Raw genomic sequence first — 24,592 nt, 5'->3', positions numbered from 1 at the left:
GTTGTTCAGCTTGCCGAAGCTGACCTGCTCCGGCCGCAGCCGTCCCGCGTCCATCCGCCGCCCCAGATGATGGGCGAGCAGCACGCCCTTGTGCAGTTCCACCGCCATGTCGGCGAGCTTGGCCTGGGTGAGCTGGAACCCCCCGATCGGCTTGCCGAACTGCTCCCGGCTCCGGGCGTACTCCAGCGCCGACGCGAAGGAGGCGCGCGCCGCGCCCAGCGCGCCCCAGATGATGCCGTAGCGGGCGTGGCTCAGACAGCTCAGCGGTCCGCGCAACCCGGTGACCTCGGGCAGTACGGCGTCGGCGGGCAGCCGCACCTCGTCCAGGACCAGTTCGCTGGTGACCGAGGCGCGCAGCGACCACTTGTGCTTGATCTCGGGGGCGGAGAAGCCGGGCGTATCGGTGGGGACGACGAAGCCGCGGATGCCCTCGTCGGTGCGGGCCCACACCACCGCGACCCCGGCCACCGAGCCATTGGTGATCCACATCTTACGGCCGGTCAGCACCCAGTCCGCGCCGTCACGCTTGGCGTACGTCCGCATGCCCGCGGGGTCCGAGCCGTGGTCCGGTTCGGTCAGCCCGAAGCAGCCGATGACCTCGCCGGCGGCCATGCGCGGCAGCCACTGCTCCTTCTGCTCCTCGGAGCCGAAGCGGTGGATGGCGTACATGGCGAGCGAGCCCTGCACCGAGACGAGGGAGCGGATTCCGGAGTCGGCGGCCTCCAGCTCCAGACAGGCCAGCCCGTACTGGACGGCGCTGGCGCCCGTGCAGCCGTAGCCCTTGAGGGACATGCCGAGCGCGCCGAGGGAGCCGAGTTCGCGGGTCAGCTCCCGGATGCCGGGCAGTTCGCCGCGTTCGTACCAGTCGGCGATATGGGGCAGGACGCGGTCGGCGGCCCACTGCCGCACGGTGGTCCGGACCGCCAGGTCCTCCGGCTCCAGCAGGTCGTCGATGCCCAGCGGGTCGTCGGGGTCGAACGGCGGCAGGGTGCCAGCGGACATGGGTAGCGACCTCCGGTTCGGTGTGGCTTCCGGCCGCTGACGCTACGGCCGGGTAACGCCTGTCGTCCAGACCGTGTGGATCAGCCGAACACCGGGGTCAGCTCCGGGACTCGGCGCCGACGGCGGCGGCCGGGTCACGCTGCGGCGGGATGTCGGGCGCGTCCGCGGTGCCCGCGGTCCCGGAGGAGGCCGCGATCTCCGGGGCGTCCGTGGTGCAGGGAGCGTCCGCGGCGCCGGCGGGACACGCGCCGTCGGCGCCGGCCTCGTCGGCGGGCGCGCATTCCATGGTCTTCGGCAGCCGCAGCGCGGCCAGCGCGCCCATCAGCAGCAGAGCGGCGCTGACCGCGAGCGTCACATGCAGACCGTGGACGAAGGACGCGCGGGCGGCGGCCAGCAGCGCGTCCCCGGCCTTCCCGCCGAGCTGGGCGGAGACGTCGTACGCCGCGCCCAGCGACTGGCTGGCGTCCGAGCTGGCGTGTCCGGGCACCCCGGGCACCGAGGAGACGCCCGGCTTGTAGGCGGCGTTCATGACACTGCCGAGGAGGGCTATGCCGATCCCGGCGCCGAGCTGGTAGGAGGTCTCGCCGATGGCGGCGGCACCGCCCGCCGATTTGGCGGAGGCCTCGTTGAGCATGGACTCGTACGCGCTGAACAGCGTGGTCTCCAGGCCGAAGCCGAGGACGACGAATCCGCCCACCAGCACCACGGGCTGGTCGGTCTGGCCCATGGTGATGAGCGACAGGACGCCGACGGCGGTGAGCACGAAGCCGAGCGCCACCATCGCGCGGGGCCCGAGCCGCTGGAGCATCCGGGAGCCGACGAGCCCGGCGGCCATGGCGGCGAAGGTGAGCGGCAGCAGCCTCAGCCCGGTCTGCAGCGGGCTGAGCCCCAGGACGAGCTGGAGGTACTGCGCGGCTATCAGCTCCAGGCCGACGAGCGCGAGCAGCGCGACCACGATGCAGCCGACGGAGATCGAGAAGGCGGGCCGGGTGAACAGCTTGAGGTCGACCAGCGGATGCGTACGGCGCCGCTGGCGGCGGACGAAGAGCACCAGCACCACCAGCCCCAGCAGGACCGGGGTGACGGTGACGGCGTCGAGCAGCCCCGAGCCGCTGCCCATCCGCTTCACCCCGAAGACGAGGCCGAACAGCCCGCCTGCGGCCATGATCGCGCCCAGCACGTCCCAGGGGCCGTTCCGCTCGCCGGTGGACTCCGGCAGCAGCCAGCGGCCGACGGGCAGCGCCACGGCCATCAGCGGGAGGTTGATCAGGAAGACCGAGCCCCACCAGAAGTTCTCGACCAGGAAGCCGCCGAGCAGCGGGCCGACGGCCGCGCCGACCGCCGCGACCGCGCTCCAGATGCCGATGGCCATGGCCCGCTCCCGGCGGTCCGGGAAGACCTGGCGCAGGATCGACAGCGTCGCGGGCATGATCATCGCGCCGCCGACGCCCAGCAGGGCGCGGGCCACGATGAGGATCTGCGGGGTGGCGGCGAAGGCGGCGAGCGCCGAGGCCGCGCCGAAGAACGCGTAGCCGAGCAGCAGGACCCGGCGGCGGCCGACCCGGTCGCCGAGGGTGCCGAAGAGGATCAGCAGCGAGGCGCAGACCAGTGGGTACGCGTCCACGATCCACAGCAGTTCGATCGCGCCGGGCCGCAGGTCCTCGGTCACGGCCGGAACCGCGACGTGCAGCACGGTCGCGTCCACGGCGACGAGCAGCAGGCTGACGCAGAGCACGAGGAGGACGACCCAGCGGTTCGCGCCGCCGCCCGCCTCGATACCGCGCCATTGCCGGGGAACGGCCGCCGTCCGCCGAGTGCGGGCCGTGGTCGTCCCGGACATGTACGCACCTCCCTGCCTGGTCTTGCGCTCGCGTCGCGCCGGGACGGGACGAACGTCACTTCATAGGGACGTCCGGCGGCCCGGCGACGAAGGCACGAGTGGAGAGGTCAGGGTACGCGAGTCGCCGCGCGGGGCGTGTGCCGCAGGTCATGTTGTGGGCATCGCCGCAGGTGAAGGCGGTGGGATACGTTCCGCCGCTCCCCTTTTGTCCCCTGTCTTCCCGCCGTCCATCGACCGTACGCCAACCGTGCCCCGGTCGCCCCTCGGCCGCCTTCCCCCGTCCTCCCGCCGTCCCTCCGTTGTTCGTCCGACGGTTATCCACAGGCCCGGCGGGCCCCGGAAACATCCTCGATAATCGTCGCCGTGACTGATCTCGCCCAAGCCGATACCGCGCCGCCCGGCGCCTGGCGGCCCGGCGGCGTGGCCCTTGCCGCGCTGCGCCGGGCCGCCCCGGCGCTGCTGCTGTATGCCGGGACGCGCGCGCTCGGCCTCGTGGTTCTCGCGGTCTGGGGAGCGGCCGCGGGCAGGAGTCCGCACCAGCTCCTCTCCGCCCGCTGGGACTCGCTCTGGTACTCCCGCATCGCCGAGGAGGGATACGGCTACACGATCCATCTGGCCGATGGAGCGGTCCACTCCAACCTGGCCTTCTTCCCACTGCTCCCCCTGCTGGAGCGCGGCATAGCGGCCGTGACGCCGCTGAGCGTGCCGGACGCGGGGCTGCTCGTGAGTTCGGTCACCTCGCTGCTGGCCGCGTGGGGGATCTTCGCGGTCGGCGATCTGGTGTACGGGCGCCGGGTGGGCATCACGCTGGCGGTGCTGTGGGGCGCGCTGCCGGTCGGGATCGTGCAGTCCATGGCGTATTCGGAGTCGCTCTTCACGGCGCTGGCCGCCTGGTCGGTGTATGCGGTGCTGACCCGGCGCTGGGTGTGGGCGGGGGTCCTGGCGGCGCTCGCGGGGCTCACCCGGCCGGTGGGGGCGGCGGCGGTCGCCGCGGTGTGGATCACGGCGGCGGTGGAGCTGCTGCCCGGCGGGCGGTGGCGCCAGGCGCTCCGTACGCATCGGCGGGTCCTGGCGGGGCTCGCGATCGCGCCACTGGGCTGGCTGGGCTATGTGGTCTGGGTGGCGGTGCGAACCGGCAGCCCGAGCGGCTACTTCGACGTCCAGAACGGCTGGGGGAACGGTTTCGACGGCGGGTTGGCCTTCGCGGTCTTCATCGGCGGGCTGCTGGTGCAGCCCCCGTTCGTGGCCGGTATAGCGCTGCTCCTCGCCGTGTCCGCGCTGCTCTGGCTGTATGTGTGCTGCGTACGGCAGCGCCAGCCGCTGCCGCTGCTGGTGTACGGCGGCTCGGTGCTGGTCCTCGCGCTGGCCGCCAAGGGGTACTTCGGCTCGAAGCCGCGGCTGCTCATACCCGCCTTCCCGGTGCTGATCCCGCTCGCGATCGCCCTGGCCCGGCTGCGTCCGGCGCGCACCGCGCTGGTCCTCGGCTCGGTGGCGCTGGCCTCCGCGGTGTACGGGGCCTGGTGGCTGCACGGCTCGGGACCGCCCTGATCCGGCCACCCGGTCCTGCCTCCCGGCGGGGTGCCGACCCGGGCGCCGGGAGCCCGCCTGACGTCCGGGCGACACCCCGGGAAACGGTGAGGAACGCCACGGCCAATCGCCGATAAACACCCCTGTAAGAATTCCATAAAGAGATCGCGGATCGCTGATAGGAAGGCCAGCGCACAAATGTGCCGGGGCCTCGTGCATTCCTTGGAAAGGGGCGGCCAAAAGCCGACCGACGAGACGCACCCCACATCACATCGTCATCACAAAGCGACCTGATCGACTGAACCCCCCTGTCACGCAATGTAACGTCGATTAGGTGCGTACCGAAGACAAGCTCCTCATGGAGGAGCGACCTACCGATCTCGCGCGGCGCGATCTCGCGCGACCGCGGATGACCCGAACACGCTTCTGGCTGCTCGGAACCACCCTCGCGGTCTATGCCGCGACCGTGATCGGCGTGCTCACCACCTCATGGCTGGTGAAGCTCGACTGGCAGATCATGCTCTTCCGGCCCTACAAGCAGTGGCCGGAGTTCCACATGCTCCTGGACTACTTCGTGGTGATGGGCCAGCGCGGCCCCACCGCGGTGGCGGTGGCCGCCTGGCTGGGGTGGTGCTGCTACCAGCAGCGGACCCTGCGGCCAGGGCTGGTGCTGGGCACCTCACTGCTGCTGCTGAACATCACCGTGGGCGCCGTGAAGATCGGCTTCGGGCGGCTCGGCCCGCACTACGCGACGAGCGTCGGATCCAATGAGATGTGGGACGTCGGCGATATATTTCCCTCGGGTCACACCGCGAACGCCGTGGTCACCTGGGGTGTGCTGGCCTACCTCGCGACCACCCCGCTGGCCCGCAGGATCGCCTCGCTGATCGCCGCGGGCTTCGCCTTCGGCGTCGGCATGACGACCGTCTACCTGGGCACCCACTGGCTGAGCGACGTGGTGCTGGGCTGGGCCGCCGGGGTGCTGGTCCTGCTGGCCCTGCCGTGGCTGGAACCGGCGATGGCCCGGGCCGAGATGCTGCTGCTGAGCCTGTACCGGCGGGTGCGCTACGGCCGGGCGCGGGTGCCCGTGCCCTCCGCGCGGCCCGTCCCCGGGCCCTCCCTGGCCACCCCGCGGACCGCCCGCGACGACGAGTCCCCGGTCCTCGAACCGGTGAGCGTGGTCGGCCGCCCGGGCAGCACCGGGCGGGTGCCCGAGGCGCGGCCGCACCACACCGGGCGGCAGCACACCGTCCGCTCCGAGCGCACCCCGGTCACCCCGGTCGGCAGCCGCCGTCCGCCGCACGCCGACCGCGTGCCGCGCACCACGACCCCGTTCGGCCCCTCGGCCGGGCGCGGCCGCACCCCGGCCACCGGCGGCTAGCCCCGGGCACCCCACGGGCCGGTACGCACACCCCCGCGGCCCGCGGCGCATACGACGGCGACGGCCCCGGAAGCTCCTGAGAGAGCTTCCGGGGCCGTTTCCGTGCGCGCGGGGGCCCTCCCCGTGCGCGAAGGCCGTCTCCGGGCCGTCAGCCGCGCCAGCAGCGCCGCACGGCGTCGTCGGCGACCTCGAAGTTGATGCGGCCGCGCAGGTACTCCATCGTGATGATCGCGCCCGGCGGAAGCGCCCGCACGGTGGTCCAGCCGCGCTCGCGCGCCATGTCCTCGGCGGCCTTGGCATCGAGCCCCACATAGCTATCGAGGTCGTCTTCGGGTTCGGCCGGAAGGTTCGGTACAGGTCCCATGACAGCCACGGTAGGCGCAGTCGAAGTCATTCGTCACACTTGTGTCACAGAAAACACGCCCGGGTTTGTCATCGACTTTGTCACTCTTACGAGCCGCGTGTTGACGCTCGAAAGATGACGGAGAGTTTTCGTCGATATCCCTTGTCAAAGGCGGGGTTCTGGTAGGGGCGCGAGACGGCCCATGACATGCCACGAGAGGAATTCAGCCGCCGCGGGAATATGCCAGCGCCGAGTGGGCACCCGCGATCCGGAGCGCACAATTCCGACACAAATCGGGGAATTCGAACCCCGAGGTTTACCCCGCCGGGACCGCGGTACCCGGCGCCATCGAGGCGAACATGACAGACACATCCGATGGAACCCGCAAGAAGACGGCGACCGGTGGCCCGAGCCCACTGGCGCTCATGCGATCCGCCCGGGAACAGCTCGCCGAACTGACGGGCCTGTACCCCGAGTCGATGCCCCGGCTGGAGCAGACCGACGAGGGCTGGGTCCTGGACGTCGAGGTGGTGGAGCTGGCCCGGGTGCCGGAGACGATGAGCCTGATGGCCCTGTACGAGGTGACTCTCGACCCGGACGGCCAGCTCACCGGCTACCGCCGCATCCGCCGTTACGAACGCGGGCGAAGTGACCGCGGCTGACTGACCGGGGGAACGGCCGGCGCGGCCGGACACGAGAGGACACACGACATGACCACGGTTGTTCCGGCACAGCAGAGCAGGGGCGGGGGCGGCAGCAGCGGCCTCTACGACGTCCTGGAACTGATCCTCGACCGCGGCCTGGTGATCGACGCGTTCATCCGCGTCTCCCTGGTCGGCATCGAAATCCTCAAGATAGACATCCGGGTCGTGGTGGCGAGCGTCGATACCTACCTCCGGTTCGCCGAGGCCTGCAACCGCCTCGACCTGGAGTCCGGGCCGAACAAGTCCCCCGGCATCCCCGAGATCCTCGACGGCGCCACCGAGGGCGCCGCCCGCAGCAAGACCAAGGGCGCGCTGTCCGGCGCCGGGGAGACCGTCTCCAAGGCCGCCCACTCGGTCGCCGAGGCGCTCCGGGGCGACGAGGAGCCTGAGCCAGAGGAAGCGCCCGCACGCAGCCGCTCCCGCCGCCCGGCGGCCCGTAAGTCCACCCAGTCCGCCTCGAGGAAGTCCGAGGAGAGCTGATGAGCACCTATGTGTACGGGATCGCCCGCGGCGCCCTCCCGGACCTCGGCGACACGCTGCTCGGCATCGGCGATCCGCCGCTGCCGGTCCGTGCCCTGAACGAGGGCGAGCTGACCGCGGTCGTCAGCGACTGCCCGCCGGAGCTGAAGCCCCGGCGCCGCGATCTGCTGGCCCACCAGCACGTGCTGACCGAGGTGAGCGACAAGCGCTCGGTGCTGCCGATGCGGTTCGGCTCGGTCTCCGCCAGCGACGCGGACGTGCGTACGGTGCTGAACCGGCACGCCGACCGCTACGAGGACCAGTTGCGGAGGCTGGCCGACCGGGTGGAGTACAACGTCAAGGCGGTGCACGACGAGGACGCGGTGCTCCACCAAGTGCTCTCCGAGGAGCCCGAGTTGCGGCTGATGGCCGAGGCCAACCGGGCCTCGGGCGGCGGCACCTACGAGGAGCGCATGCGCTTCGGCGAGCTGGTGGCGAACGCGGTGCGGGCCCGTGAGGTGCGCGACGCGCGGATCGTGGAGGAGGCGCTGGCCCCCACCGCCGAGGCGATGCGCCCCGGCCCGGAGGGCGGCGGCTGGTTCGTGAGCCTGTCGGCCCTGCTGGCCAAGGACGGGACCGAGCCGCTGCTCCAGGCGATCGCCGACCTGGAGAACGCCCACCCCTGGATGAAGCTGCGGGTGAACGGCCCGCTGCCGCCCTACAGCTTCGTCGAGGCCTGATGCTGCTGATCGGCTGGGTGCTCAGACAGGTGCTGGCCGCGGCGGAACGCGAGTACTACGACCCGGCCGCGATCCAGCGCGAACTGATGGCCCTGGCCACGCGGCTGGAGGACGGGGAGATCGACGAGGCCGAGTTCGAGCGGCAGGAAGACGTGCTGCTCGACCGGATGGAGGAGGCGCAGCAATGGGCGAACGGGACCCGGTGACCACCGCGTACGGCTCCCCGTCGGGGTTCGGCTCGTCGGCGCCGTACGGTGCGCCCGGCGCGTCCGGGCTCGCCACCCGGGGTGAATCGGCCAACCTCGCCGACATCCTGGAGCGGGTGCTCGACAAGGGTGTGGTCATCGCGGGCGACATCCGCATCAATCTGCTCGACATCGAACTCCTCACGATCAAGCTGCGGCTCATCGTGGCCTCCGTCGACAAGGCCAAGGAGATGGGCATCGACTGGTGGGAGCACGACCCGTCGCTGTCGTCCCGCGCCCGCCGCGACCCCGCACCGGCGCCCGCACCGGCGGTGGAGAACGGCACGAGCGGAACGAATGAGGAGGCGGCCGGATGACCGACGCGACGACCCGCGCGACGGAAGCGGCTGAGGCGACCGGCACGCTGGAGTACGCGTACGCCATCGTCCGCGAGGCCGACACCCCGCGCTCCGCCCTGGAGCGGGTGCGCGGGGTCGCGGGCGAACCCGTGCGCGCCGTCCGCCATCTGGGGCTCGCCGTGCTGGCGGGCCCCGTACCGGCCGCCGACTTCGACGAGGGTCCGCTGCGCGCCCGGCTGGAGGACCTGACCTGGCTGGAGGGCGTCGCCCGCGCCCATCAGCAGGTGGTCGACACGGCAGGGGCGGACACCTGCGTCATCCCGGTCCGGATGGCCACCGTCTGCCGTGGCGAGGAGGGGCTGCGGCGGCTGCTCGCCAGTGGCCAGGACCGGTTCACGGCGGCGCTGGACCGGCTGGAGGGCCGGGTGGAGTGGGGCGTCAAGGTGTACGCGGCGCCCGCCCCCGCCCAGGAGCCGTCCGCGGAGCCCTCCGCCGCCATCTCGGGCCGCGACTATCTGCGCCGCCGAGGCGCCCAGCGGCGCGCCTCCGAGCAGCGCTGGGAGCACTCCGAGGAGGGCGCGCGCCGGGTCCACGAGACGCTCACCGCACTCGCCGAGGGGGCCAGGCTGCATCCGCCGCAGGACGTACGGCTCTCCGGCGAGGCGGACCGCAATGTGCTCAACGCCGCGTATCTCCTGCCGCGCGAGGACAGCGAGGCGTTCGCGGAGCGGGTGGGCCAGCTGGCCGGGCGCGAGAGCGGGCTGCGGCTGGAGCTGACCGGCCCGTGGGCGCCGTACTCCTTCGTCGCCGCCGAGGGCAACGAACGGTCCGGGCCATGACCATGACCACGAGCCCGCTCGCGCACCGGCAGATCGCCTTGGTGGACCTGCTGGACCGGCTGCTCGCGGGCGGCGTGGTCATCACCGGCGACGTGACCCTGCGCATCGCCGACGTGGATCTCGTACGCATCGATCTGCGCGCGCTCATCAGCTCGGTGAACGAGAACGTGCCGTCCCCCTGGGACGAACCGCTGAAACCGCTGGAACCGCTGGAACCGGAGGAACCGTGAGCCGGAAGCTGGAGCTGGACCAGGACACCGTCGAGCGCGATCTGATGAAGCTGGTGCTGACCGTCGTCGAGCTGCTGCGGCAGCTGATGGAGCGGCAGGCGCTGCGCCGGGTGGACCAGGGCGACCTGACGGAGGACCAGGAGGAGCGGATCGGGCAGACCCTGATGCTGCTGGAGGACCGCATGGGCACGCTGTGCGACCGCTACGGCATCAAGGAGTCCGACCTGAACCTCGACCTCGGGCCGCTCGGCCCGCTGCTGCCCCCGAGAGAGTGACAGCACCCTGAGGGCATGACACCCGGGACATAGCCTCGCGGATCACCCCAAAGCGGGCGATCATGGGCCGGAGCCGACCCCCGTGCCAGCCCAGGGAGCCCCGATGGTGACAGACACCGCGCGTCCCGCGGCCGGACCGGACGGACGGGCGCGGCGGTCGCTCCGGGACCGGGGCCGGGTGCTGGCCGACTGGCTGACCACCACCGACCACAAGAAGATCGGCCATCTCTATCTGATCTCCTCGTTCGGCTTCTTCCTGGCGGGCGGCGTGCTGGCGCTGGTGATGCGCGCCGAACTGGCCCGGCCCGGGATTCAGATCCTCTCCCAGGAGGCCTACAACCAGGCGTTCACCCTGCACGGCACGATCATGCTGCTGCTGTTCGCGACGCCCGCCTTCGCCGGGTTCGCCAACGAGATCATGCCGCTGCAGATCGGCGCGCCCGACGTCGCCTTCCCCCGCCTCAACATGCTGTCGTACTGGCTGTATGTGTTCGGCGGGCTGATCGTGGTGGCCGGGCTGATGACGCCCGGCGGCGGCGCGGACTTCGGCTGGACCGCGTATGCCCCGCTGAACAGCATGGTGCGCTCCCCCGGCATCGGCGCCGACATGTGGATCATGGGGCTCGCGCTCTCCGGCTTCGGCACCATCCTCGGCGCGGTGAACTTCCTGACGACCATCATCACCCTGCGCGCCCCGGGGATGACGATGTTCCGGATGCCGATCTTCACCTGGAACACCCTCTTCACCTCGATCCTCATCCTGATGGCGTTCCCGGTGCTGGCGGCGGCGCTGCTGGTGCTGGAGGCGGACCGGCGGTTCGGGGCGATGGTCTTCGACTCGGCGTACGGCGGGGCGCTGCTGTGGCAGCACCTGTTCTGGTTCTTCGGCCATCCCGAGGTCTACATCATCGCGCTGCCGTTCTTCGGCATCATCACCGAGATCATCCCGGTCTTCTCGCGCAAGCCGGTCTTCGGCTATCTGACGCTGATCGGCGCGACGATGGCCATCACCGCCCTGTCGATGGTGGTCTGGGCGCACCATATGTTCGCCACCGGGGCGGTGCTGCTGCCCTTCTTCTCGCTGCTGTCCTTTCTGATCGCGGTGCCCACCGGGGTGAAGTTCTTCAACTGGATCGGCACCATGATGGGCGGTTCGCTGTCCTTCGAGGCGCCCATGCTGTGGGCGGTCGGCTTCATGGTGAGCTTCCTGTTCGGCGGGCTGACCGGCGTCATCCTGGCCTCGCCGCCGCTGGACTTCCACGTCACGGACAGCTATTTCGTCGTCGGTCACTTCCACTACGTGGTCTTCGGGACCGTGGTGTTCGCGATGTTCGCGGGCTTCTACTTCTGGTGGCCCAAGTTCACCGGGAAGATGCTGGAGGAGCGGCTGGCCCGGATCCACTTCTGGACCCTGTTCACCGGCTTCCACCTCACCTTCCTGGTGCAGCACTGGCTGGGCGCGGAGGGGATGCCGCGCCGCTACGCCGACTATCTGGCGGCGGACGGCTTCACGGCGCTCAACACGGTCTCCACGATCGGTTCCTTCCTGCTGGGGATCTCGACGCTGCCGTTCCTCTACAACGTCTGGAAGACGGCCCGGTACGGCACAAAGGTCGAGGCGGACGACCCCTGGGGGTTCGGCCGCTCGCTGGAGTGGGCGACCTCCTGCCCGCCGCCCCGCCACAACTTCCTGACGCTGCCCCGGGTGCGCAGCGAGTCGCCCGCCTTCGACCTGCACCACCCCGAGGTGGCCCAGATCGAGCAGGAGCGCGACCAGCAGCTGAAGGCGCGCGGCGCGGTCAGCCCGAAGCCCGGTCGCCCAGAGCCCGGTCCAGGCGGTCCCTGATCGCGCGGATGTGCTCGGTGAGCCCGGCCGGTTCGCGCACCTCGAAGTCGAAGCCGGTCAGCACGATGTGGAGCACCAGCACTTCGAGGGCGTGGGCGCCGGTGTGCAGCAGACAGCTGTGCTCGTCCACCGCCTCCAGCACCCCCGCCGCGGGCGAGATGCGCTCCGCCGCCCGCGCGACGGGCACCCGCAGCAGGACCGTGGCCCGCTCGCGGTAGACCGCGCCGGACACGCCCCGGGCGACATACGCCGCCAGATCCTCCGCGGGCGGGCGGCGCGGGGTGAAGCGGGGGCCGTGCGGCGGGGTGGGGGTGATGCGGTCGGCCCGGTACGTACGCCAGTCCTCCCGGTCCACGTCCCAGGCCACCAGGTACCACTTGCGCTGCGCGGCGACGAGGCGGTGCGGTTCGGCGGTGCGCCGGGTGACCGTACCGCCGTGGTCGCGGTAGGTGAAGCGCAGCCGCTGGGCGTCCCGGCAGGCGCTCGCCAGCTCGATCAGGACCGCCGAATCCACCGCGGGGCCCGGGGTCGCCCCGAACATCGGCACGGTGAACGAACTCAGCGCGCTCACCCGGCGGCGCAGCCGGTCCGGCAGCACCTGTTCCAGCTTGGCGAGGGCGCGTACGGAGGTCTCCTCGATGCCCTCGACGCCGCCCGCGGCCTGGCGCAGCCCGACCGCGACCGCCACCGCCTCCTCGTCGTCCAGCAGCAGCGGCGGCAACTGGGCGCCCGCGCCCAGCCGGTAGCCGCCCGCCGTGCCGGGGGCGGAGTGCACGGGGTAGCCCAGCTCGCGCAGCCGGTCGACGTCGCGGCGCACCGTGCGCGGGGTGACGCCGAGCCGGTCGGCGAGGTCCGAGCCGGACCATTCGCGGTGGGCCTGGAGAAGGGAGAGCAGACGGAGCAGACGGGCCGAGGTCTCCAACATGGGGCCGAGTCTGCCAGCCCTTGAGGACGACCACTGTCCTCAAGGGTCCACAGCCCTCGTCAGTCCGGGTCGGAGACCCGCACCGACAGATCGTTGTCGACGGTGTAGTACGGACGGACCGTGGCGGTGCCGTGCGGCGCGTCGACCGTCCGCACCGGGTACGTGAAGATCTCCTTCTTGTCCGCGACGTCGTCCAGTATCCGGCCGAGCCGCACCGGGGCCACCGCTTCGTCCGCCGAGCGCAGCCGCAGGTCCCACAGGTCCGCAGCCCCGCCCCAGCTCTCCGCGAGCCGCTCATAGGCGAGGGTGAAGGAGAACGCCGCGCCGTCCGCCGTCACCGGCACCGTGTGTACGAGGGCCTTGTCGCGGCGGCAGCGGGCCTCGACGACCGCACCGGCCAGCCACTCGGCCGGATTCTCCACCCGGTACAGCCGCCCGCCGACCGCCATCGCGCCGTCCTCCAGCCGGATCTCCCCCGCCTCGGCGTGCGGCACCCGGCGCCAGGTGCGCAGGCTGAGGTTGCCGTGCTTGGTGGCGTACGGGATGCGGACGGACAGCGGCGAGGTGCTGGGGCCCGGCCTGCGGTCGACCAGGGAGCGCAGATCGTGCAGGCCCGGGGCGAGCCGCCGCGGCTCCTGGTCCCCGTACGCGACGAACACGTCCCAGCGGCCCTCGGGCAGGGCCACCGTGCCCGGCAGCGCGGCCTGCAGCCTGCCGTCTGCGGTCGGGCCGAGCGGCAGCCGTACCTCGCCGTCGGCGGCGGGCTCGGCGCCGCGCAGCGTCAGGACCAGCGCCCCGCTCCAGTCGTCGTAGCTCCCCGGCTCCGGGCGGGCCCAGTCGGAGATGTGGAAGGTGAGTCCACCGGCGGAGTCCGCGACGCAGTCGGCGCGCGTCGGGGCGACCTCGGTGGCTTCACTCATGCTGTCCCCTTCAATGGCTTCCATGGGCTCGATGGGCTCCATGGGCTCGATGCGCTCGGCCGCGCCCGCTGTCACGCTCCCTCTTCCACTCATGCCATTCGCACCCTTCGCATCGCCTCGGTCGTCGCCATCGCCCCGCCGACCAGCGAGCCGCGGGCCCGGTGCAGCGAGCCGCGCAGTCCGCCGCGCGTCGCCAGGTCGGCGAAGAGGCTCTCGTAGCGGCCGGCCACCCGGGACGGGTCGAAGCGGGCGGAGTCCCGCAGCGCCGCCTGGCCCATCTGCTGCCGCAGTTCGTCGTTGTTGATGAGGTCGAGCAGCGCGGTGGCGATCGCGTTGGTGTCGCCGGAGGGCACCAGGCGGCCGTCCACGCCGTTGTCGATGATCTCGGCCGGGCCGTGCGGGCAGTCGGTCGCGACCACCGGGAGGCCGCAGCGCATCGCCTCCACGATCGTCATGCCGAACGACTCCAGGCTGGAGGTGACGGCCGCTATCGAGCCCTTGGCCCACTCGGGGTCGAGGGGGTTGGCGGGGCCCATGAGGAAGACGTGGTTGTAGAGGCCGAGCTTGTCGATGAGCGCGCGCAGCTTGGCGCGCTGCTCGCCGCCGCCGTATATCCGCAGCCGCCAGTCCGGGCGGTCCGCGCTGACCTTGGCGAACGCCCGTATCAGCAGGTCGTACCGTTTCACCGGGGCGAGCCGACCCGCCGCGACGACCCATTTGCCGGTGCCGTCGGCCGGTTCCACGCCGGGCGCGGGAACGCTGTTGGGCACGCCCTCGATCCGTACGCCCGGCAGCCGCATCTGGTCGCGGTAGTCCTTGGCGTCGGCCTCGGTGACCGTGGTCACCGCGTCGAGCCGCGGATAGAAGCCGCGCAGCGTCCGCTTGAGCCCCTTGGAGTGGGTGCTGAGCGTCAGATGCTCCTGGCCGACCCGGATCGGGCCGCGGCGCGCCTCCCGGGCGATGTGCACGTTGAGGCCCGGGCGGGTGCCGACCACCACATCGGCCTGGATCCCCCGCAGATGCTCGCCGATGCGGCGGTCGGTGAGCGCGCTGTACTGCTGGTACCGGCCCTCGGTGACCGGGAAGACCTTCGCGGGCTGCGTGTAGGCGGGGTCGTCGCCTTCGTAACCCGGGCTGTTCTTACGGATGTCGATGAGATGGCTGAGCCGCACGTTCGGTCCGGGCTCGAAGATCGGCTGATCCCGGTGGCGGAACACCGAGACGATCTCCACGTCGTGCTGCTCGCTCAGCGTGCGGGCGAGGTTGTACGTGGTCCGGATCGTCCCGCCGATCCCGTACGCGTTGTGAATCAGGAATGATATGTGCATTCCGTCCCGTATCCCACCGTTTCCCCGCGGACGGGTATCTCGTCCGCCTACCACGAGGTAAGACCCCGAAAGTGGCTGTCGGGTTGGGTACCAACACCGTCTTGTTCCCCAACAGAAAGGAAATCGGTAGCCAATTCAGGGAACTTCCGGGGGAACTCGTGCATCACAGGGGTGGTGGGACCAGGCCGCGTGACCCCCGCCGTGGATGGCCGTTGTCTACGTATGAGCCGGGGACCGCCCGGCCCACGGACCGAGACCGAGGAGCCACCCGTGCCGCGCATGCTCGACGTCAGCGATGACGTACGCGCCGAGATCGGCGATGAAGAAGCCGACCGGCTGCTCGCCGGGGACAACGCCCCGGGCGCCTACGACTGCACGTCCTGCCGCACGCCAGGCAACTCCGACCAGGAGCGCACCAGCACGGTGCTGTTCGTGGGCCAGGAGACCGCCGTGCTCGCGTTCGCGCACGCCACCTGCGTTCCCTCCCAGGTCGTCCCGGTCTCCGAGGAGCAGCTGGCCGGTGCGGTACGGTCCATCACCGCCGAGGAGTCCGCGCCGTACGCGCCGGAGCCGCCCGCCGCCTCTTACGCCTACTCCGCCCCGCACGCGGCTCCGCACCCCCCGGCCCCGCACTCCGCCGCGTACTCCGCCCCGTACACCGCCCCGCCGCCGCCCCAGCAGGCGGTGCTCGGCGTCACCAGCGGGGTGGTGCTGGTGGGCGGGGAGCAGCGCCCGGCGCTGGTCGTCGAGCCGACCGGGCCGATCACCCGGCCCGGTGCGACCGGGCACGGCGACGACTTCCTCCAGCTCCTCATCGAACAGGGCTTCCTGCCGGTGGTCGACCTCGGCCGTCCTCCGGTGGCCATTCCCGGCTGGTCGGTGCTGCTCGCCATGGGACAGCTGCACGCGGTGCTGATGCCCGCGGCGAACGGCGGCTCCCCGGTGGCCTGGTGGCAGGCGCACAGCCCGATGCCGCTCAGCGAGGGCTGGCGCAGCGCGGTGGGCCGCTCCCAGCAGGTCCTGGTGTACGCGGCGGCGGCGGGCACGATCGGCACCCAGCCGCGCGAGGACCAGCTGCGGGCCGCGCTGGACCGGGCCGCGGCGCGCGGCGCGCTGGTCGGCGCCTCGATGCCGCTCGCGGGCACCTGATCCGGTGACCCACCCCGCCCCGGGCTGCCGCTGCCTGACCCAAGCGGCCCATTCGCCGCCGATGCCGCATCCCCTGGGCGGCCTGGTCGTTGGCACATACGTGCACGGATACGACCTCCCCTACCGCTCCCCCTCTTACGCCCACATCCCGGCCATGCGCCCGGCGCTGGAGGCGTCGCCCGACCCGTGGCGGCACTCCGCGACGCCGATCTACGACGCGCTGTACGCGGAGTACCGGCGGCTGTTCCGGGCGCTGCCCGGTGACCGGTCGGACGAGGAGGATCTGGGGTTCGTCGCGTTCAGCGCCATCGGCCAGCCCCGCGGCCTGACCAGCGGCGGCCACGGCGGAGCCTGGGACACCGGCGGGCTCTACTACCGCACCTACCTCCCCGCCCTTCCACCCGGCCAGCGCGACGGGCGCTACTGAGCGCCACCGTTGAAGGGGCGCCACCGGAATCGGTGGCGCCCCTTCAACGGTTACTTCTCACCGCTACTTCTTACGGCCGTTACCGCTTGCGGCCGCGCTTCTCGCGGACCCGCACCGAGATCTGGATCGGGGTGCCCTCGAAGCCGAACTCCTCGCGCAGCCGCCGCTCGATGAAGCGGCGGTAGCCCGCCTCCAGGAAGCCGGAGGCGAAGAGGACGAAGCGGGGCGGCCGGGTACCGGCCTGGGTGCCGAACAGGATGCGGGGCTGCTTGCCGCCGCGGATCGGGTGCGGGTGGGAGGAGACGATCTCGCCGAGGAACGAGTTCAGCCGCCCGGTCGGCACCCGGGTCTCCCAGCCCGCCAGCGCCGTCTCGATCGCCGGGACGAGCTTCTCCATGTGGCGGCCGGTGCGGGCCGAGACGTTGACCCGGGGCGCCCACTGGATCTGCCCCAGCTCGGTCTCGATCTCGCGCTCCAGGTAGTAGCGGCGCTCCTCGTCGAGGGTGTCCCACTTGTTGTACGCGATGACCATCGCGCGCCCGGCCTCCACGGCCATCGTGATGATCCGCTGGTCCTGGACGCTGATGGGCTCGCTGGTGTCGATGAGGATGACCGCGACCTCGGCCTTCTCCACGGCGGCCGCGGTGCGCAGCGAGGCGTAGTAGTCGGCGCCCTCCTGGAGGTGGACGCGGCGGCGGATACCGGCGGTGTCCACGAACTTCCAGGTGACCCCGCCGAGTTCGATCAGCTCGTCCACCGGGTCGCGGGTGGTGCCCGCGACCTCGTTGACGACCACGCGCTCCTCGCCCGCCACCTTGTTGAGCAGCGAGGACTTGCCGACGTTGGGGCGGCCGATGAGGGCGATGCGGCGCGGGCCGCCGACCGTGCCCCCGAAGGTCTGGGCCGGGGCGTCGGGCAGCGCCTCCAGCACCGCGTCGAGCATGTCGCCGGTGCCGCGGCCGTGCAGGGCCGAGACCGGCTGCGGCTCGCCGAGGCCGAGCGACCACAGCATCGCCGCGTCCGCCTCGCCGCTCGGGCCGTCGACCTTGTTGGCGCACAGCACGACCGGCTTCCCGGCCCGGCGCAGCAGCTTGACGACGGCCTCGTCGGTGTCGGTCGAGCCGACCGTGGCGTCCACCACGAAGACCACCGCGTCGGCGGCCTCGATGGCGAACTCGGCCTGGGCGGCCACGGACGCGTCGATGCCGAGCACGTCCTGTTCCCAGCCGCCGGTGTCGACCACCTTGAAGCGGCGGCCGGACCACTCGGCCTCGTACGTGACGCGGTCGCGGGTGACGCCCGGCTTGTCCTCGACGACCGCCTCACGGCGGCCGATGATCCGGTTCACCAGGGTCGACTTGCCGACATTCGGGCGGCCGACGACGGCGAGCACCGGCAGCGGGCCGTGGCCCGCCGCCGCGAGGTCGCCCTCGACCTGCTCCAGGTCGAAGCCCTCCTGCGCGGCGAGGTCCATGAACTCCGCGTACTCGGCGTCGCCCAGCTCTCCGTGTTCGTCGCCGCCGCTGTGGATCTGGTCGTTCATGAAGTGATGTCCTCGTCGTCCCTCAGTGCCGCGCGCCCTCGTGGGCGCGCGGGGCTATGTCTCGTTGTGGCGGCCCGTGAGCCGCCTGGCGCTCCCCAGGTGCTCGCCCAGACGCTTCTGGATGAGCACGGTCGCCTCGTCCAGCGCCGCCCGGGTCCGGCGGCCGCTGCCGTCGCCCGCCTGGAACGGGTCGCCGAAGACCACGTCGACGCGGCTGCGCAGCTTCGGCAGCGCCCTGGGCCGTCCGTCGGCGCGCCGCTGCTCGCCGGTGCCGAGCACGGCCACCGGCACGATCGGGGCGCCGGAGCGCACCGCGAAGTACGCGAGCCCCGAGCGCAGCGACGCGAAGTCGCCCTCGCCGCGGCTGCCCTCCGGGAAGATCCCCAGCACCGCGCCGCGCTCCAGCAGGCCCAGCGCGTGGGTGATCGCGGTGCGGTCGGCGCTCGTACGGTCCACCTTCACCTGGCCGACGGAGCGCATGAACGGGTCCAGCGGACCGACGAACGCCTCCTTCTTGACCAGGAAGTGCGACGGCCGGGGCGAGGTGCCGATGATCATCGGGCCGTCGACGTTGTGGGAGTGGTTCCCGGCCAGGATGACCGGACCGGCGGACGGGACCCGCCAGGCGCCCAGCACCCGCGGCCGCCACAGCCCGTACATCAGGCCGATGCCGATCCGGCGCCCCACGGCGGCACCGGCCGCGCTCGGCAGCTCCGGGTCGGCGGCCCGGTCGGCGGCGGTCATGCGGCGGCCCGCTTCTCCTCGACCAGCGTGACCACGCACTCGATGACCTGGTCGAGGGTGAGGTCGGTGGTGTCGACCTCGACCGCGTCGTCCGCCTTCGCCAGCGGCGAGGCCTTGCGGCCCGAGTCGGCGGCGTCCCGCTTGGCGAGCGCCGCCTGGGTGGCGGCCAGGTCCGAGCCGTCCTTGCCCTTCAGCTCACCGCTGCGGCGGGCGGCCCGGGCCTCGGCGGAGGCGGTCAGGAAGATCTTGAGGTCGGCGTCCGGGAGGACGGTCGTGCCGATGTCCCGGCCCTCGACCACGATGCCGCGCGGCGCCTCGGTGGCGATCGTCCGCTGCAGCTCGGTGATCAGCGTGCGCACCTCGGGGACCGCGCTGACCGCGCTGACCCGGGAGGTGACCTCCTGGGTACGGATCGGCCCGGCGACGTCGGTGCCGTCGACGGTGATCGTGGGGGCGGCCGGGTCGGTGCCGGAGACGATGACCGGCTTGCGGGCGGCGTCGGCCACGGCGACGGCGTCCTCGACGTCGATGCCGTTGTTCACCATCCACCAGGTGATCGCCCGGTACTGGGCGCCGGTGTCCAGGTAGCCGAGGCCGAGCTTGGCCGCGACGGCCTTGGACGTACTGGACTTGCCCGTGCCTGCGGGGCCGTCGATCGCGACAATCACTGCTGCCGGGGCGGTCCGGGCGGCGGTTTCCACGGTGACAGACACCTTTCGTATGCACGGGGCTGGGTTGAACGGAGCTTGGTGAGAGCCCCGGACAAGGTTACTGGCTCATCCAGGGCGCCCGGTCACTGCCGGATGGACCAGCCACGCTCGCGGAGGGCCTTGGTCAGACCGGGGGCGGCGGCGGGCTCCACCATCAGCTGGATCAGGCCCGCCTGCTGTCCGGTGGCGTGCTCGATCCGTACGTCCTCAATGTTGACGCCCGCCCGGCCCGCGTCGGCGAAGATCCGGGCCAGCTCGCCCGGCTGGTCGCCGATGAGCACCGTCACGGTCTCATAGACGGCCGAGGCGGCGCCGTGCTTGCCCGGCACCCGCTCGCGCCCGGCGTTGCCCCGGCGCAGCACGTCCTCGATCCCGGCCGCTCCCCCGCCGCGCTTGGCGTCGTCGGCCGACTGGAGCGCGCGCAGCGCCCGTACCGTCTCGTCCAGGTCGGCGGCGACGGCGGCGAGCACGTCGGCGACCGGGCCGGGGTTGGCCGACAGGATGTCGATCCACATCGCGGGGTCGGAGGCCGCGATCCGGGTCACATCGCGGATGCCCTGGCCGCAGAGGCGCACGGCGGTCTCGTCGGCGTCCCGCAGCCGCGCCGCGACCATGCTGGAGAGCAGGTGCGGGGTGTGCGAGACGAGCGCCACGGCCCGGTCGTGCGCGTCGGCGTCCATCACCACGGGGACGGCGCGACAGAGTGCGACCAGTTCAAGTGCGAGATTGAGCACTTCGGTGTCGGTGTCGGCGCCGGGTGTGAGCACCCACGGCCGCCCCTCGAACAGGTCGGCGGTCGCGGCCAGCGGCCCGGAGCGCTCCCGCCCGGCCATCGGATGCGTACCGATGTACCGGGTCAGGTCACAGCCCAGCTCCTCCAGCTCCCGGCGCGGCCCGCCCTTGACGCTGGCCACGTCCAGACAGGCCCGCGCCACACCCCGGTGCAGCACATCGGCCACCGTCCGGGCCACATACGCGGGCGGCACGGCGACGATCGCCAGGTCCACCGGCCCGTCCGGCTCGTCCTGCGTCCCGGCACCGAGCGCCGCCGCGGTCCGCGCCGCGTCCGCGTCGTGGTCGGCGAGGTGGACGTGGATACCGCGGCCCGCGAGGGTGAGCGCGGCGGAGGTACCGATCAGTCCGGTGCCGATGACGAGGGCTGTTCTCACTGGGCGATGTCCTTGCGGAGGGCCGCCGCGGCGCCCAGGTAGACATGGGCGACGTCGGTCTTGGCGAGGTCGGTCTCGACATGCGCGAGTATCCGGACGACCCGCGGCATGGCCCCCGCGATGTCCAGCTCCTGCGCACAGATCAGCGGTACGTCGGTGATCCCGAGCTTGCGCGCGGCGACCGCGGGGAAGTCGCTGTGCAGATCGGGCGTGGCGGTGAACCAGACGCTGATCAGGTCGTCCGGCACCAGGCTGTTGCGCTCCAGGATGGCGGTCATCAGCTCGGACACCTGCTCCCGCATGTGCCCCGCTTCATCCCGCTCCAGCTGAACCGCCCCGCGGACCGCTCGTACCGCCACGTCTGTGCTCCCTGCGCGTGCTGTGCCTGCGCCGCGCGTGTCCTACGCCTCTGTCCCACGCGCGGACATGTCCCCCATCAGCCTAACCAGCCCCACCGATCCCCCGCTCACGCGTCCCACGGGAGCCTTTAGAGCTCCACCTCGCGCATCAGCATGCCGACCTCGGTGTTGGTGAGGCGGCGGAGCCAGCCGGACTTCTGGTCGCCCAGGGCGATGGGGCCGAAGGAGGTGCGGACCAGTTTGTCGACCGGGAAGCCCGCCTCGGAGAGCATGCGGCGGACGATGTGCTTGCGGCCCTCGTGGAGGGTGACCTCGACGAGGTAGTTCTTGCCGGTGTTCTGGACCACCTTGAAGTGGTCCGCGCGGGCGTAGCCGTCCTCCAGCTCGATGCCGTTCTTGAGCTGCTTGCCGAGGTCGCGCGGCAGGGGGCCCTGGATGGCGGCGAGGTAGGACTTCTGGACGCCGTAGCGGGGGTGGGTGAGGCGGTGGGCCAGCTCGCCGTGGTTGGTGAGCAGGATGATGCCCTCGGTCTCGGTGTCGAGGCGGCCGACGTGGAAGAGCCGGGTCTCGCGGTTGGTGACGTAGTCACCGAGGCACTGGCGGCCGTCCGGGTCCTCCATGGTGGAGACCACACCGGCGGGCTTGTTCAGCGCGAAGAAGAGGTACGACTGGGTCGCGACGGTCAGCCCGTCGACCTTGATCTCGTCCTTCTCGGGGTCGACGCGCAGCCCCTGCTCGGTGACGATCTTGCCGTTGACCTCGACCCGGGCCTGGTCGATCAGGTCCTCGCAGGCGCGGCGCGAGCCCATGCCCGCGCGGGCCAGGACCTTCTGCAGCCGCTCGCCGTCCTGCTCGCCGAAGGTCTTGGGCAGCTTGGTCTGCGGCTTGTTGTGGCGGGCTCGGTTCCGCTCCTCTATCTGGGCCTCGTACTCGCGCGGGCGGGCCGGGGCGGTCGGCTTCCGGCGGCCGCCGGTGCCCTTGGGGGCGCCGCTCTTGGCCGCCCCGCCACGGGGGCCGGGGCCGCTCTGCTTCGGGGCGCCCGCGTCGTGACGGCGCTCCTCGGGGCGGGGACGACCGGTGCGCTTCGGCTTGTCGTCGCGCCCGTTCCCGGCCCCCCGGTAGTTCTTGCCGCCGCCGCTGCCGCGTCCGCCGCTGCCGCCGCTACCGCTGCCGCCGCCGCTACCGCTGCCCCTGCTGTTCCTGCCGCTGCTTCGCATCAAGTTTCCGTCTGAGAGTGGCTGCTGTCGTGTACGTCTGTGTCCGGAGCGTCCGGGTCGAACGACGGCACGCCCTCCTGGGACTCGCCCTCGACCGCGTCCACCTCGGGGAGGAACGGTGCCAGCTCCGGAAGCTCGTCCAGGCCGCGCAGGCCCATCCGCTCCAGGAAGTAGTTCGTCGTCCTGTACAGGATCGCACCTGATTCGGGTTCCGTGCCCGCCTCCTCCACCAGTCCGCGCTGCAGGAGGGTGCGCATCACGCCATCGCAGTTGACGCCACGGACGGCGGAGACGCGAGAACGGCTGACCGGCTGACGGTACGCGACCACCGCGAGGGTTTCCAAAGCGGCCTGGGTGAGCCGGGCGTGCTGGCCGTCCAGGACGAAGCCCTCGACGGCCGCGGCGAAGGCGGGGCGGGTGTAGTAGCGCCAGCCGCCCGCGACCAGCCGCAGCTCGAAGCCGCGCCCCTGCGCCGCGTACTCGTCCGCCAGCTCCCGCAGCGCGTCCGCGACCGCGCGGCGCGGGCGGTCCAGCACTTTGGCGAGGTGTTCCTCGGTGGCGGGTTCGTCCACGACCATGAGGACGGCTTCCAGCGCGGGCTTGAGGTCGAGCGCCGCGACCTCCGAGGGCTCGGTCTCGGCCGCGTCTTCGATGACCGGCTCGCTCATGTCCGTACCTCCTGCTTCTCGGTATCGGCCGGTGGCCGGGCCTCCTGGTCGAACTCGTCGGTGACCAGCGGCCGCTGTCCGTCCTCCGCGCCCGTCCAGCGCACCATGAGCGCGCCCAGCGCCTCCGGCTGGTCGAGCAGGATCGCGCGCTCCCGGTACAGCTCCAGCAGGGCCAGGAAGCGGGCCACGACGGTGAGCGTGTCCGGCGCGTCCTCGGTGAGCGTCGCGAAACTGGCCTCCCCCAGCTCCCGCAGCCGCCCCACCACCACGTCCGCCTGCTCCCGCACGCTCACCAGCGGCGCGTGGATGTGGTCGACGTACACCTGCGGCTTGGGCTTGGCCTGCATCGCCTTGACGGCCAGCTTCGCGAACCCCTCCGGGCCGACGCGGATGACGACATCGGGCAGCAGCTCGGCGTGGTGCGGCTCCAGGCCTACGGTGCGGGGGTAGCGGCGGGACTCTTCGACGAGCCGCTCGTGGAAGATGTCCGCGATCTCCTTGTACGCGCGGTACTGGAGCAGCCGGGCGAACAACAGGTCCCGGGCCTCCAGCAGCGCGAGGTCAGCCTCGTCCTCCACCTCGGCGGCGGGCAGCAGCCGGGCCGCCTTGAGATCCAGCAGGGTCGCCGCGACGACGAGGAACTCGGTGGTCTGGTCGAGGTCCCAGTCCGGCCCCATGGCCCGGATGTGCGCCATGAACTCGTCGGTGACCTTGGAGAGGGCGACCTCGGTGACGTCCAGCTTGTGCTTGGAGATCAGCTGGAGGAGCAGGTCGAAGGGCCCCTCGAAGTTGTCGAGCCGCACGGTGAAGATGTTGCCGCCGTCCCCGGCGGCGTCCTGGCCTCCGGCCGCCTCGCCGTCTTCGGCCGCCCCGCCGCCGTCGGGCGGCGCTCCGTGGCCCCGGGCAGCGCCCTCGTCCGCCCCGTCCTCGCCCTGCGCCCGCTCGTGCGCGGGCTCGGACTCCCCGGCGGACCCCGCCGACGGGCCCGCTTCGGACGGCCCATGGCCGGTTTCGTACGGCGCCCCCGCGCTCTCGGCCCTCGGTCGGGCCTGACCCTCGGAGGGCCCGTCGCCCGGCGCGGGCTCCGTCCTCGGCTGGTGCGCGGCGCCCTCGCCTTGCCGCGCCCCCGGGGCCGCAGCGCCGCGGGGCTCGTCCGTGGCCGGGCCGGACAGCGCGTCCTCGCCACCGCGCGGCACACGCTGGGGTGGCGCGTCGCCCCGCGCGGGCGGAGCGCCGTGGGCTTCCGCTGTGGCCGCGTCGCCGCCGGGCGGCGGAACGGCGGCGGTGCCGGGGGCCTTCGCTTCGGCCTCGCCGGACGCGGCCTCGGCACCCGCAGTCGCAGCGCCGCGGGCCTCGTCCGCTGCCGCACCGGCGTCCCGTGCCCCGACTCCAGGTGGCGGGGCCAGCGCGTCCGGCTCAGCCACTGGCACCGGCGCGGCGGCGTCGTTACGGGCCTCAGCCTCCCGCGCGTCCGGAGCGGCCTGGGCGGCGCTCCCGGCGGCCTCGGGTGGTGTGCGCTCGTCGTCCGGTCCGGCGGACCGGTCCGGCTCACCGGTCGGCGCCGCGGCGACCGGGACGGCGCCCGGGCCTCGGCCCAGGGGGCGGCGGCGGGACGGCGGATCCTGCGGGTCGTTTGTCGGCATCGCGGTCCGGGGTGCTAGGGGGCCGGGCGGTCAGCCCGCGATCGGGGCAGGCTATCGCCC

At 72.3% G+C, this 24,592-nt stretch carries 27 protein-coding genes; 13 read left to right on the top strand and 14 right to left on the bottom strand.

The window, feature by feature from the left end:
• On the bottom strand, positions 1–1,002 hold a 1,002-nt coding region (locus ACWC5C_RS40225; protein WP_450884012.1), incomplete at its 3' end, for an acyl-CoA dehydrogenase family protein.
• Between the two features lie 97 nt (positions 1,003–1,099).
• Positions 1,100–2,842: an MFS transporter gene (locus tag ACWC5C_RS40220; protein WP_450884010.1), complete on the bottom strand. Its 1,743-nt coding sequence runs from the start codon at positions 2,840–2,842 to the stop codon at positions 1,100–1,102.
• A 363-nt stretch (positions 2,843–3,205) separates the two neighbouring features.
• Between ACWC5C_RS40220 and ACWC5C_RS40215 the strand changes: the two genes are divergently transcribed.
• The gene (locus tag ACWC5C_RS40215; RefSeq protein WP_450884008.1) at positions 3,206–4,390 is read left to right on the top strand and encodes a hypothetical protein; all 1,185 of its coding nucleotides are present in this window, start codon (positions 3,206–3,208) and stop codon (positions 4,388–4,390) included.
• Between the two features lie 313 nt (positions 4,391–4,703).
• Positions 4,704–5,750, top strand: coding sequence for a phosphatase PAP2 family protein (locus ACWC5C_RS40210; protein WP_450884006.1), 1,047 nt, complete (start codon positions 4,704–4,706; stop codon positions 5,748–5,750).
• Positions 5,751–5,898: 148 nt separating this feature from the next.
• Here the strand turns inward: ACWC5C_RS40210 and ACWC5C_RS40205 are convergent, their stop codons facing one another.
• The gene (locus ACWC5C_RS40205) at positions 5,899–6,114 is read right to left on the bottom strand and encodes an I78 family peptidase inhibitor (RefSeq protein WP_450884004.1); all 216 of its coding nucleotides are present in this window, start codon (positions 6,112–6,114) and stop codon (positions 5,899–5,901) included.
• 338 nt (positions 6,115–6,452) lie between these two features.
• On the opposite strand from ACWC5C_RS40205, the gene ACWC5C_RS40200 reads away from it, so the two are divergent.
• From ACWC5C_RS40200 to ctaD, 9 genes are all read left to right on the top strand, one after another.
• Complete coding sequence (locus ACWC5C_RS40200; protein WP_450884002.1) at positions 6,453–6,755, top strand: gas vesicle protein GvpO; 303 nt, start codon at positions 6,453–6,455, stop codon at positions 6,753–6,755.
• Positions 6,756–6,803: 48 nt separating this feature from the next.
• Entirely contained in the window at positions 6,804–7,277 is a 474-nt protein-coding gene (locus tag ACWC5C_RS40195; protein WP_450884000.1) for a gas vesicle structural protein GvpA, read from the top strand.
• Positions 7,277–7,996, top strand: coding sequence for a GvpL/GvpF family gas vesicle protein (locus ACWC5C_RS40190; protein ID WP_450883998.1), 720 nt, complete (start codon positions 7,277–7,279; stop codon positions 7,994–7,996). The genes ACWC5C_RS40195 and ACWC5C_RS40190 overlap by 1 nt, the downstream gene beginning before the upstream one ends.
• Complete coding sequence (locus ACWC5C_RS40185; protein WP_450883996.1) at positions 7,996–8,202, top strand: gas vesicle protein GvpG; 207 nt, start codon at positions 7,996–7,998, stop codon at positions 8,200–8,202. Before ACWC5C_RS40190 ends, ACWC5C_RS40185 begins: the two co-directional genes overlap by 1 nt.
• On the top strand, positions 8,181–8,558 hold the full coding sequence (locus ACWC5C_RS40180) for a gas vesicle protein (protein ID WP_450883994.1): 378 nt from the start codon (positions 8,181–8,183) through the stop codon (positions 8,556–8,558). Before ACWC5C_RS40185 ends, ACWC5C_RS40180 begins: the two co-directional genes overlap by 22 nt.
• Complete coding sequence (locus tag ACWC5C_RS40175; RefSeq protein ID WP_450883992.1) at positions 8,555–9,379, top strand: GvpL/GvpF family gas vesicle protein; 825 nt, start codon at positions 8,555–8,557, stop codon at positions 9,377–9,379. The genes ACWC5C_RS40180 and ACWC5C_RS40175 overlap by 4 nt, the downstream gene beginning before the upstream one ends.
• Positions 9,376–9,609 (top strand): gas vesicle protein, encoded by a 234-nt coding sequence (locus tag ACWC5C_RS40170; RefSeq protein ID WP_450883990.1) that lies wholly within the window; start codon positions 9,376–9,378, stop codon positions 9,607–9,609. Before ACWC5C_RS40175 ends, ACWC5C_RS40170 begins: the two co-directional genes overlap by 4 nt.
• A complete protein-coding gene (locus ACWC5C_RS40165) occupies positions 9,606–9,884 on the top strand; it encodes a gas vesicle protein K (protein WP_055553182.1) in 279 nt (92 codons plus the stop codon). Before ACWC5C_RS40170 ends, ACWC5C_RS40165 begins: the two co-directional genes overlap by 4 nt.
• A gap of 103 nt (positions 9,885–9,987) precedes the next feature.
• The gene (ctaD, locus tag ACWC5C_RS40160; protein WP_450883988.1) at positions 9,988–11,730 is read left to right on the top strand and encodes an aa3-type cytochrome oxidase subunit I; all 1,743 of its coding nucleotides are present in this window, start codon (positions 9,988–9,990) and stop codon (positions 11,728–11,730) included.
• On the opposite strand, the gene ACWC5C_RS40155 is transcribed toward ctaD, so the two are convergent.
• The 3 genes from ACWC5C_RS40155 to ACWC5C_RS40145 form a co-directional block, all read right to left on the bottom strand.
• Positions 11,684–12,655, bottom strand: coding sequence for a helix-turn-helix transcriptional regulator (locus tag ACWC5C_RS40155; RefSeq protein ID WP_450883986.1), 972 nt, complete (start codon positions 12,653–12,655; stop codon positions 11,684–11,686). The genes ctaD and ACWC5C_RS40155 overlap by 47 nt on opposite strands.
• A gap of 59 nt (positions 12,656–12,714) precedes the next feature.
• A complete protein-coding gene (locus tag ACWC5C_RS40150; RefSeq protein WP_450883984.1) occupies positions 12,715–13,575 on the bottom strand; it encodes a hypothetical protein in 861 nt (286 codons plus the stop codon).
• An 89-nt stretch (positions 13,576–13,664) separates the two neighbouring features.
• A complete protein-coding gene (locus ACWC5C_RS40145) occupies positions 13,665–14,903 on the bottom strand; it encodes a glycosyltransferase family 4 protein (protein WP_450883982.1) in 1,239 nt (412 codons plus the stop codon).
• A 270-nt stretch (positions 14,904–15,173) separates the two neighbouring features.
• Here ACWC5C_RS40145 and ACWC5C_RS40140 point away from each other — a divergent pair, with 270 nt between their 5' ends.
• Both ACWC5C_RS40140 and ACWC5C_RS40135 read left to right on the top strand, forming a co-directional pair.
• Positions 15,174–16,052, top strand: coding sequence for a hypothetical protein (locus ACWC5C_RS40140; RefSeq protein ID WP_450883980.1), 879 nt, complete (start codon positions 15,174–15,176; stop codon positions 16,050–16,052).
• A 61-nt stretch (positions 16,053–16,113) separates the two neighbouring features.
• Positions 16,114–16,479: a hypothetical protein gene (locus tag ACWC5C_RS40135; RefSeq protein WP_385442191.1), complete on the top strand. Its 366-nt coding sequence runs from the start codon at positions 16,114–16,116 to the stop codon at positions 16,477–16,479.
• A 79-nt stretch (positions 16,480–16,558) separates the two neighbouring features.
• Here ACWC5C_RS40135 and der read toward each other — a convergent pair whose 3' ends face one another.
• The 8 genes from der to ACWC5C_RS40095 form a co-directional block, all read right to left on the bottom strand.
• Positions 16,559–18,022, bottom strand: a complete 1,464-nt coding sequence (gene der / locus ACWC5C_RS40130; RefSeq protein WP_450883977.1) for a ribosome biogenesis GTPase Der — start codon at positions 18,020–18,022, stop codon at positions 16,559–16,561.
• Positions 18,023–18,076: 54 nt separating this feature from the next.
• Positions 18,077–18,766: a lysophospholipid acyltransferase family protein gene (locus ACWC5C_RS40125; protein WP_450883975.1), complete on the bottom strand. Its 690-nt coding sequence runs from the start codon at positions 18,764–18,766 to the stop codon at positions 18,077–18,079.
• On the bottom strand, positions 18,763–19,467 hold the full coding sequence (gene cmk, locus ACWC5C_RS40120) for a (d)CMP kinase (protein WP_450883973.1): 705 nt from the start codon (positions 19,465–19,467) through the stop codon (positions 18,763–18,765). Before cmk ends, ACWC5C_RS40125 begins: the two co-directional genes overlap by 4 nt.
• 92 nt (positions 19,468–19,559) lie before the next feature.
• Complete coding sequence (locus tag ACWC5C_RS40115) at positions 19,560–20,645, bottom strand: prephenate dehydrogenase (protein WP_450883971.1); 1,086 nt, start codon at positions 20,643–20,645, stop codon at positions 19,560–19,562.
• Positions 20,642–21,004, bottom strand: a complete 363-nt coding sequence (aroH, locus tag ACWC5C_RS40110; protein ID WP_385442198.1) for a chorismate mutase — start codon at positions 21,002–21,004, stop codon at positions 20,642–20,644. The genes ACWC5C_RS40115 and aroH overlap by 4 nt, the downstream gene beginning before the upstream one ends.
• A gap of 128 nt (positions 21,005–21,132) precedes the next feature.
• On the bottom strand, positions 21,133–22,221 hold the full coding sequence (locus ACWC5C_RS40105) for a pseudouridine synthase (protein WP_450883969.1): 1,089 nt from the start codon (positions 22,219–22,221) through the stop codon (positions 21,133–21,135).
• Positions 22,221–22,889, bottom strand: coding sequence for an SMC-Scp complex subunit ScpB (scpB, locus tag ACWC5C_RS40100; RefSeq protein WP_450883967.1), 669 nt, complete (start codon positions 22,887–22,889; stop codon positions 22,221–22,223). Before scpB ends, ACWC5C_RS40105 begins: the two co-directional genes overlap by 1 nt.
• Complete coding sequence (locus ACWC5C_RS40095; RefSeq protein WP_450883965.1) at positions 22,886–24,532, bottom strand: segregation/condensation protein A; 1,647 nt, start codon at positions 24,530–24,532, stop codon at positions 22,886–22,888. Before ACWC5C_RS40095 ends, scpB begins: the two co-directional genes overlap by 4 nt.
• Between the last annotated feature and the right edge of the window lie 60 nt (positions 24,533–24,592).

It is taken from the genome of Streptomyces sp. NPDC001700 (assembly GCF_053596435.1).
The sequence above is the reverse complement of the archived record's forward strand: the minus strand, read 5'-3'. Positions and strand labels throughout refer to the sequence as shown.

Excerpts from the sequence above, each read along its gene's own strand:
- ACWC5C_RS40220 (WP_450884010.1), bottom strand. The coding sequence starts at position 2,842 with ATGTCCGGGACGACCACGGCCCGCACTCGGCGGACGGCGGCCGTTCCC.
- ACWC5C_RS40205 (WP_450884004.1), bottom strand. The coding sequence starts at position 6,114 with ATGGGACCTGTACCGAACCTTCCGGCCGAACCCGAAGACGACCTCGAT.
- ACWC5C_RS40200 (WP_450884002.1), top strand. The coding sequence starts at position 6,453 with ATGACAGACACATCCGATGGAACCCGCAAGAAGACGGCGACCGGTGGC.
- ACWC5C_RS40195 (WP_450884000.1), top strand. The coding sequence starts at position 6,804 with ATGACCACGGTTGTTCCGGCACAGCAGAGCAGGGGCGGGGGCGGCAGC.
- ACWC5C_RS40190 (WP_450883998.1), top strand. The coding sequence starts at position 7,277 with ATGAGCACCTATGTGTACGGGATCGCCCGCGGCGCCCTCCCGGACCTC.
- ACWC5C_RS40185 (WP_450883996.1), top strand. The coding sequence starts at position 7,996 with ATGCTGCTGATCGGCTGGGTGCTCAGACAGGTGCTGGCCGCGGCGGAA.
- ACWC5C_RS40180 (WP_450883994.1), top strand. The coding sequence starts at position 8,181 with ATGGGCGAACGGGACCCGGTGACCACCGCGTACGGCTCCCCGTCGGGG.
- ACWC5C_RS40175 (WP_450883992.1), top strand. The coding sequence starts at position 8,555 with ATGACCGACGCGACGACCCGCGCGACGGAAGCGGCTGAGGCGACCGGC.
- ACWC5C_RS40170 (WP_450883990.1), top strand. The coding sequence starts at position 9,376 with ATGACCATGACCACGAGCCCGCTCGCGCACCGGCAGATCGCCTTGGTG.
- ctaD (WP_450883988.1), top strand. The coding sequence starts at position 9,988 with ATGGTGACAGACACCGCGCGTCCCGCGGCCGGACCGGACGGACGGGCG.
- ACWC5C_RS40155 (WP_450883986.1), bottom strand. The coding sequence starts at position 12,655 with ATGTTGGAGACCTCGGCCCGTCTGCTCCGTCTGCTCTCCCTTCTCCAG.
- ACWC5C_RS40150 (WP_450883984.1), bottom strand. The coding sequence starts at position 13,575 with ATGAGTGAAGCCACCGAGGTCGCCCCGACGCGCGCCGACTGCGTCGCG.
- ACWC5C_RS40145 (WP_450883982.1), bottom strand. The coding sequence starts at position 14,903 with ATGCACATATCATTCCTGATTCACAACGCGTACGGGATCGGCGGGACG.
- ACWC5C_RS40135 (WP_385442191.1), top strand. The coding sequence starts at position 16,114 with ATGCCGCATCCCCTGGGCGGCCTGGTCGTTGGCACATACGTGCACGGA.
- der (WP_450883977.1), bottom strand. The coding sequence starts at position 18,022 with ATGAACGACCAGATCCACAGCGGCGGCGACGAACACGGAGAGCTGGGC.
- ACWC5C_RS40125 (WP_450883975.1), bottom strand. The coding sequence starts at position 18,766 with ATGACCGCCGCCGACCGGGCCGCCGACCCGGAGCTGCCGAGCGCGGCC.
- ACWC5C_RS40105 (WP_450883969.1), bottom strand. The coding sequence starts at position 22,221 with ATGCGAAGCAGCGGCAGGAACAGCAGGGGCAGCGGTAGCGGCGGCGGC.
- scpB (WP_450883967.1), bottom strand. The coding sequence starts at position 22,889 with ATGAGCGAGCCGGTCATCGAAGACGCGGCCGAGACCGAGCCCTCGGAG.
- ACWC5C_RS40095 (WP_450883965.1), bottom strand. The coding sequence starts at position 24,532 with ATGCCGACAAACGACCCGCAGGATCCGCCGTCCCGCCGCCGCCCCCTG.